This window comes from Novipirellula sp., from assembly GCF_041583735.1.
Taxonomy (GTDB): Bacteria; Planctomycetota; Planctomycetia; order Pirellulales; family Pirellulaceae; genus Novipirellula.
On the sequence record NZ_JBFHFD010000517.1, the window covers coordinates 1 to 6,158 of the forward strand.

The following is a 6,158-nucleotide window of genomic DNA, read 5'->3' on the forward strand; positions in this document are numbered from 1 at the left end:
CAAGTGGCCGAAGAGTCGGTTGTCGTCGATCAAAACTCGGTTAGTGTCGACTACACCTTCCCTCGTGTGACGCCAGGCTTCAGCCCACAAACAAGAATGGATGTCAACGCCAGTGGCGAAATCACGGCGAATGACGCGTTGATGATTATCAATCAACTCAATCGGCAAAGCAACGCCGAAGGCGAATCCTTGCCGGGCGAATCATTAGCCCGCGTGCGGGCGGCTACCGATGTCAATTTGGATGGTGCCACGTCGCCGCTTGATGCATTGTTGGTGATCAATCATCTGAATGAAAACCGTGGGCCAATCGTGGAATCTCGCCAAGGCGAGCAGAGCCTTTGGTTTGCCACCGACGATGACGAGAAATCGCTGACGACGGCGGTCGACGATGTCTTCGCAGCGGGGTTGTTTTGATTTCACGCTGCTACGGCATGTAGTTGATTTGGACCATCGCTTCGTAATCAAACTGTTCGTCCAATCCATCACGAAGTGGAATCGAGATTGCCGGAGTTACCACGCATTTGTCATTGACGAGCAAGTGGATGCCGGCGGTGGCGTTCACGATGTTAAAGTGGTTGGCCAAATTGGTGTAGCGAAGTCCGCCCGCGGTAACGACATCCGATTCTTGCAGCGTCGCGGTGTAGTGCAACTCGGTGTTTAGCAACGCTTGTTGAATCCAACCCGAGTTCGGGTCCCCGTTGCGATAGATCGACCGTGTGGCGGCCACATCGAGATGCATTAACGTCGAATCCGTGAATTTGCCAATCACCGGAAGGGTGTTGTTGATCCGGTTCCCGCGAATGGGATCTCCGTTGGCAGCGATGTCAAGTTGTATGTAGGTTTGCAAAGTAACGTCTTCGCTCACTCGGTAAAGCAATCCTGAAAACGGCAACAAGTGGACGCTTTCGTTTTCGACGACCAACAAGTCTTGCCCGCTGCTGCTACGCAGCCGAGTGTCATCGGCGGTGGGGACGCTGATGCCAAGCCCTGCACTCCAAATGTAGTGATCACTAAAACTCAGCAACGCTTTGGGAATGATCGTCAGATTTCCGATCTCAAAGTTGCGGTCCTGCCGTGCTCCTAAGGTTTGCGTGCTGCCGTAGGTGGCTGCGGTCGGCAAACGAAATTCAACCGAGAACAGATCCTCAAACAAAACCTTCTCGACTCCCAGCGTGTAGCGGCTGATGTCGCCGAGGCCACCGAAGGCATCATTGAAAAAGCTGTAGTTTAAATAAATGCGATGACGAATCGCTGGAGAAAAGTTCTCGGCGACTTTGACGCGTCGCGTGGAAACGCCAGGACCAGGAACGGGAATCGATGTCGTGCCGGTTCCACTGACTTCGCCAGTGTAACTGTAGGTGACGAACCACTTGTCGCCGTCAAAGTAAAAGGCTGGTGAATCATTCTGCGAAGGAGGGTTCGCCGCGCCGGCACTATGAACGGCCGTTGCCGTGCTCGGGTCGAACACGAATCCGGGTCCCGGCGAGGTTGGGGCGTCCGAGGTGGGTAACGGTTCGGCCAGAAAGAAGGTGTCGATCGAGCCGTTGCCTGAGCTGTCGAAACCGGTGCCCGTGGTGAAAATGTCGTTGTGAGGGACGTCGTTGCCAATTTCGAACGCGATGATCGAGTTCGGCGAACCGGGACTGCCACCGGGCTGAATATTACCGGGCAACAAATGCGAGAACGTGATTGTTTGGGTGCCTTGGAAACTCGAGAAACCGCCTCCAAAGAAGTCGCCAATGATCGTGGGATCGAACGAATACGAGCCTCGCGTGGCTCCAAAGTCCGAGAATCCTGGATTGGCATCAAATTGCGACGAATCAAAGTCGCCCACAGTCGGGGCACTCAATTCGGCCAGCGGGGTCAGGGGTTGCACTTGTTCAGGTTGTGCATTGCCCGCGTCATTGCCCGCCTCTGCGGTGGGAAGATCGAGAGTCGGAGGTGCTTGGGCGACGATCCCCTGAGCACCGCATTCGCCGGCAAAGATCAATGCGACTGTCATCGGCAAGGCGATCCAGTGTGACGCTTTGCGTTGACGTGGGGCAGGATTAAAGAACAGCGGCATCGATTCGTACGGTTACAGTCAATGATGGGTGGTACGGTTCGTCTTCGTCATCCGAGCGTTCCCAAGCGTAGCGAAAGTTGCCAAGACTATCGATCAAGCGGTGCGAACGCATTTGCGACGTCCTCATACAGCACTCATTGTCGGGCCTTCCTGATATCGGGCCTTCCCCATTGCTACGGCAAATAGTTGATCTGCACCATCGCTTCGTAATCAAACTGTTCGTCCAGCCCGTCACGCAGCGGAATCGACATAGCGGGGGTCACCACTAATTTGTCGCTTAGGACAAGGTGTAAACCTGCGGTTGCGTTGACGATGTTAAAGTGGTTGGCCAGGTTGGCGTAGCGAAGCCCGCCAGCGGAAACCACGTCGGAATCTTGCAGTGTCCCGGTGTAGTGCAACTCGGTGTTAAAGAGTGCTTGCTGGATAAAACCTGAGTTGCGGTTGCGATTTCGATAGATCGACTTTGTTGCGGCAATGTCAAGATGCATCAAGGTCGAATCATTGAACTTGCCGATCTGGGGGAGCGTGTCGCCGACGCGATTGCCGCGAATCGGGTCGCCGTTGGCCGCGATATCCAGTTGCATATAACTTTGGAAGCTAAGGTCGTCGCTGTAGCGGTACATCAAACCGGTAAACGGCAGCAAGTGAACGCTTTCGTTTTCAACCACCAACAGGTCTTGTCCGTTGCTACGCAGCCGAGTGTCGTCGGCCGTCGGCACGCTGACGCCAACCCCCGCACTCCAGACGTAGTTGCGGTCGTACAGTAGAACGCCTTTGGGGATGATCGTCAGATTTCCAATTTCAAAGTTGCGATCTTGCCGCGTTCCGAGTGTCTGGGTGCTGCCGTAGGTGGCAGCGGTCGGCAATCGGATTTCGACCGAGATCAAATCTTCCAGCAGAACGTGTTCAATCCCGAGCGTGTAACGGCTGATGTCGCCGAGGCCGCCAAATGCGTCGTTGAAAAAGTTGTAGTTCAGGTAGGCTCGATGACGAACGACGGGTGAAAAGTTCTCTGCGACCTTGACGCGGCGTGTGGAAACGCCCGGCCCAGGGACAGGGATCGACTCGGTGTGATTTCCGCCCACCGCGCCGTTGTATTGGTAGGTGACAAACCAGTTGTCGCCATCGGTGTAAATAATGGGAGTTCCCGGCGGAGGATTTGCAGCACCGCCCGCGTGAACCGCGGTTGCCGTGCTAGGGTCAAAGACGAATCCGGGACCGGGAGACGTTGGAGCATCGGATGTCGGTAGCGGCTCGGCCAAAAAGAAGGTGTCAATGCTGCCGTTTCCGGAACTGTCAAAGCCCGTACCCGTGGTGAAGATATCGTCGTGGGGAAAGTCGCCGCCGACTTCAAACGCGATAACCGAGTTGGGCAAACCGGCTCCGCCGGACTGAATATTGCCCGGCAATAATTGATTAAACGTGACCGTTTGCGTGCCTTGGAAGCTTGAGAAACCGCCGCCAAAGAAGTCGCCAATGATCGTGGGATCGAACGAATACGAACCTCGCGTGGCTCCAAAGTCCGAGAATCCTGGATTGCTGTCAAACTGGGATGCATCAAAATCGCCTGCGGCCGGTCCGCCAAAATTCTGCAGCGGATCGAGAGGTTGAGCGACTCCGGGCGGTTGAGTGGCACCGGGCTGTTGAGTGGCACCGGGCTGTTGAGCAACTCCGGGCGGTGTGTCGCCAGCGAAATTCCCTGCCCCCGGTCCTTGAGGAAACGATCCTTGAGGAAATGGGGCACCAGGCGACTGTGGCACCTGAGCCATGCTGGTGCTGATTCCGCATGCGATCCAGATCACGCATACGCCCACCCATCGCAACCCAATCGAAGATGACGCTGCACGGTGGCGTTTTAGGGGATTTAGGATCGCAGTCATAAGTTGGTATCGTTACATCTAATGATTGGTCGGTGTGGCCGGAGCGACCGCATTTTCCTCGCGCGACATCGAATTCAGGATTGGCAGCTCGACAGCGTCGACACGGAGTCGCCGCACCCCCCTTTCGATACGTTTAGAATAAATCGTCCAATTGATGCAATTGGAATCATTCAACCATGAAATGGCCGAACAGGCACCCTATTTTGCCTAAGTCAGCAATTGATAGCGGGGCGGCGTGAGCCCAATGCCATCTACTTTGGCCCTAACCGAGTGTTTTTTATAGCGGAGCGGCGCGAGCCGCCCGGTCTAGCTTGTACGTCGAATCTCGCTGCAACCGGAGGGTTTGCGCCGTGAACGTAGGAACGCCCTTATCGTTTCACTGCACTCAGCGGCAAGCGAAGATGGTCTAGCAAGTACGGTGGGCTGGCCGTCGGGTGTTGCGACATGCCTTCGGCTTGGCTTTCTTCGGCGACCGTTCGTGAAACATAGGCAATCGTTTCATCAAGCGTGACCACGCCGTCGCCGTCGGCATCAGCTTGTCCGTTTAAAGCTTCGATCAAACGGGTGGTGAAACGACCCAATCGCGACTCGACCACTTCGGCCGCTTCTTCGTCCCCTTCACTGGCCGTGATCGTGATCACGACATCGTTTTGTAGCCAACGCAGTGCACTCTTTAGATCGTCTACTCGCATCGCCGATTGCACCGCACCGCTGTGACAGGAATCGAGAATCGCGAGCTTGCGGCATGGCAACGCCGCCAAAAGCGACAGATCCTCGAACGACAAGCAGTTTGCGTATTGGTCGTTCATTAATTCACGATAATCGGCATCGTGAGTGACGAAGTACCACTGGTCGTTCCGCCGATCATGCAGCCCATGACCACACAAATACATGACGACCAAATCGTCGGGCGAAATCGTCTCGGATAACTGCTTGACTGCCTCGGATGCATAAATTTTCCAAAGCGGCCGAGTCGCCTGGTCATCGACCAATTGTTCCGTGGTGACGTTGTACAAGGATCCCGCCGCATCGCGCAGCGTATCGGCGACGGCGGTCGTGGCTCCGGCAGCAAAGTCAAGTGATTGAATTTGCGGATCGCTGTAACTGCCCACGCCAATCGCCAGCAGATGCATTTGCGGCTTTCGCTTCGGCGGTTCTGTGCGTTCATGGGGCAGCCGAATCAACACGCGATCGATCGCATCGGTGTCGGTCGCGGCGATCACCTCGAGCTGCAACTGAGGATCACTCGGCACACGAAAGGTCCACTCGTATCCCACGGTGCGAATCCCACTCGCTTCGTCGACTTGATCCGAGACTTGTTGTTTCGCCATCGAGGGGACACCACTGATGAACGCCTTAGGATCGACAAGACGAGTCCCCAGCGGAATGCGGATGTCGGCGCGAACGAGAAGCTCGTCACCTCGGACAAGCTCACCAGCTTGCGGCGAAATCAATTCGATGTGAGGTTTCGTCAGGTATTGGTTTACGATCGAAGCGTCCCCTACGGGCGGATCGATGCGGCTGAGCGAGCGACGCATCGCCGCAGGCAGACTGCCGGTTTCCAACAATCGCCGAATCACATCAGGCCGCTCGAGTGTTTTGCGAAACTGGGCGGCACGAAAAAAGTCGGGCAATTGCTGCACGCCGCGATTGACCTGCCAACCAAATCGTTGGTGTCCATTGAACGAGGCATCGTAGTAACCCGCTGGTGTCCACATCGCCCATTCGCGGTCTCGGTCGACAAGTAGCGTCGCGAGCGGACGCCACGCGGGAAAGCTTGAGACGGTTTCCAAGGCACGTCCTAAACGAGCAAAGCGAAATTGGACCAAAGTGTCAAACGGCACTGATAACAATGCCGCTTGGACTTCGGCAGCATCCGATGTTTCTTGCACATCACCCACCGCATCGGCCCATCCAATCGACGATAACGTGTCTCCTTCGCGAACACCACGAAAGTACAGCGGTCCTGCCTCACGCACCGACGTGGCGATCAGTTTTCCATCTTCGATTTCAAATTCGGCACCCCAGCGGTTAATGCTTTCCGAATCGGTGAACAAATTCTCGAGATTCCATATTCCAATCGTTGCGTCGTCCGAGCCGGTTGCCAGAAAACGCGTGTCACCCGAAGCGGAGATCCATCGCACGTCGCCGGAGTGTCCACGAAACTGACGAATCAATCGCGGTGGATCCGATTCATCACACGCGTAAACGTA

General features: G+C 55.6%; 5 protein-coding genes. 1 reads left to right on the forward strand and 4 read right to left on the reverse strand.

Annotated features, from left to right (window positions below):
• On the forward strand, positions 1-414 hold a 414-nt coding region (locus ABX962_RS27195), incomplete at its 5' end, for a dockerin type I domain-containing protein (RefSeq protein ID WP_372724120.1).
• 10 nt (positions 415-424) lie between these two features.
• On the opposite strand, the gene ABX962_RS27200 is transcribed toward ABX962_RS27195, so the two are convergent.
• From ABX962_RS27200 to ABX962_RS27215, 4 genes are all read right to left on the reverse strand, one after another.
• The gene (locus tag ABX962_RS27200; protein ID WP_372724122.1) at positions 425-2,065 is read right to left on the reverse strand and encodes a hypothetical protein; all 1,641 of its coding nucleotides are present in this window, start codon (positions 2,063-2,065) and stop codon (positions 425-427) included.
• Entirely contained in the window at positions 2,049-2,177 is a 129-nt protein-coding gene (locus ABX962_RS27205; protein WP_372724124.1) for a hypothetical protein, read from the reverse strand. The genes ABX962_RS27200 and ABX962_RS27205 overlap by 17 nt, the downstream gene beginning before the upstream one ends.
• Positions 2,178-2,238: 61 nt before the next feature.
• Positions 2,239-3,945, reverse strand: coding sequence for a hypothetical protein (locus ABX962_RS27210; RefSeq protein WP_372724126.1), 1,707 nt, complete (start codon positions 3,943-3,945; stop codon positions 2,239-2,241).
• A gap of 368 nt (positions 3,946-4,313) precedes the next feature.
• On the reverse strand, positions 4,314-6,158 hold a 1,845-nt coding region (locus ABX962_RS27215), incomplete at its 5' end, for a caspase family protein (protein WP_372724128.1).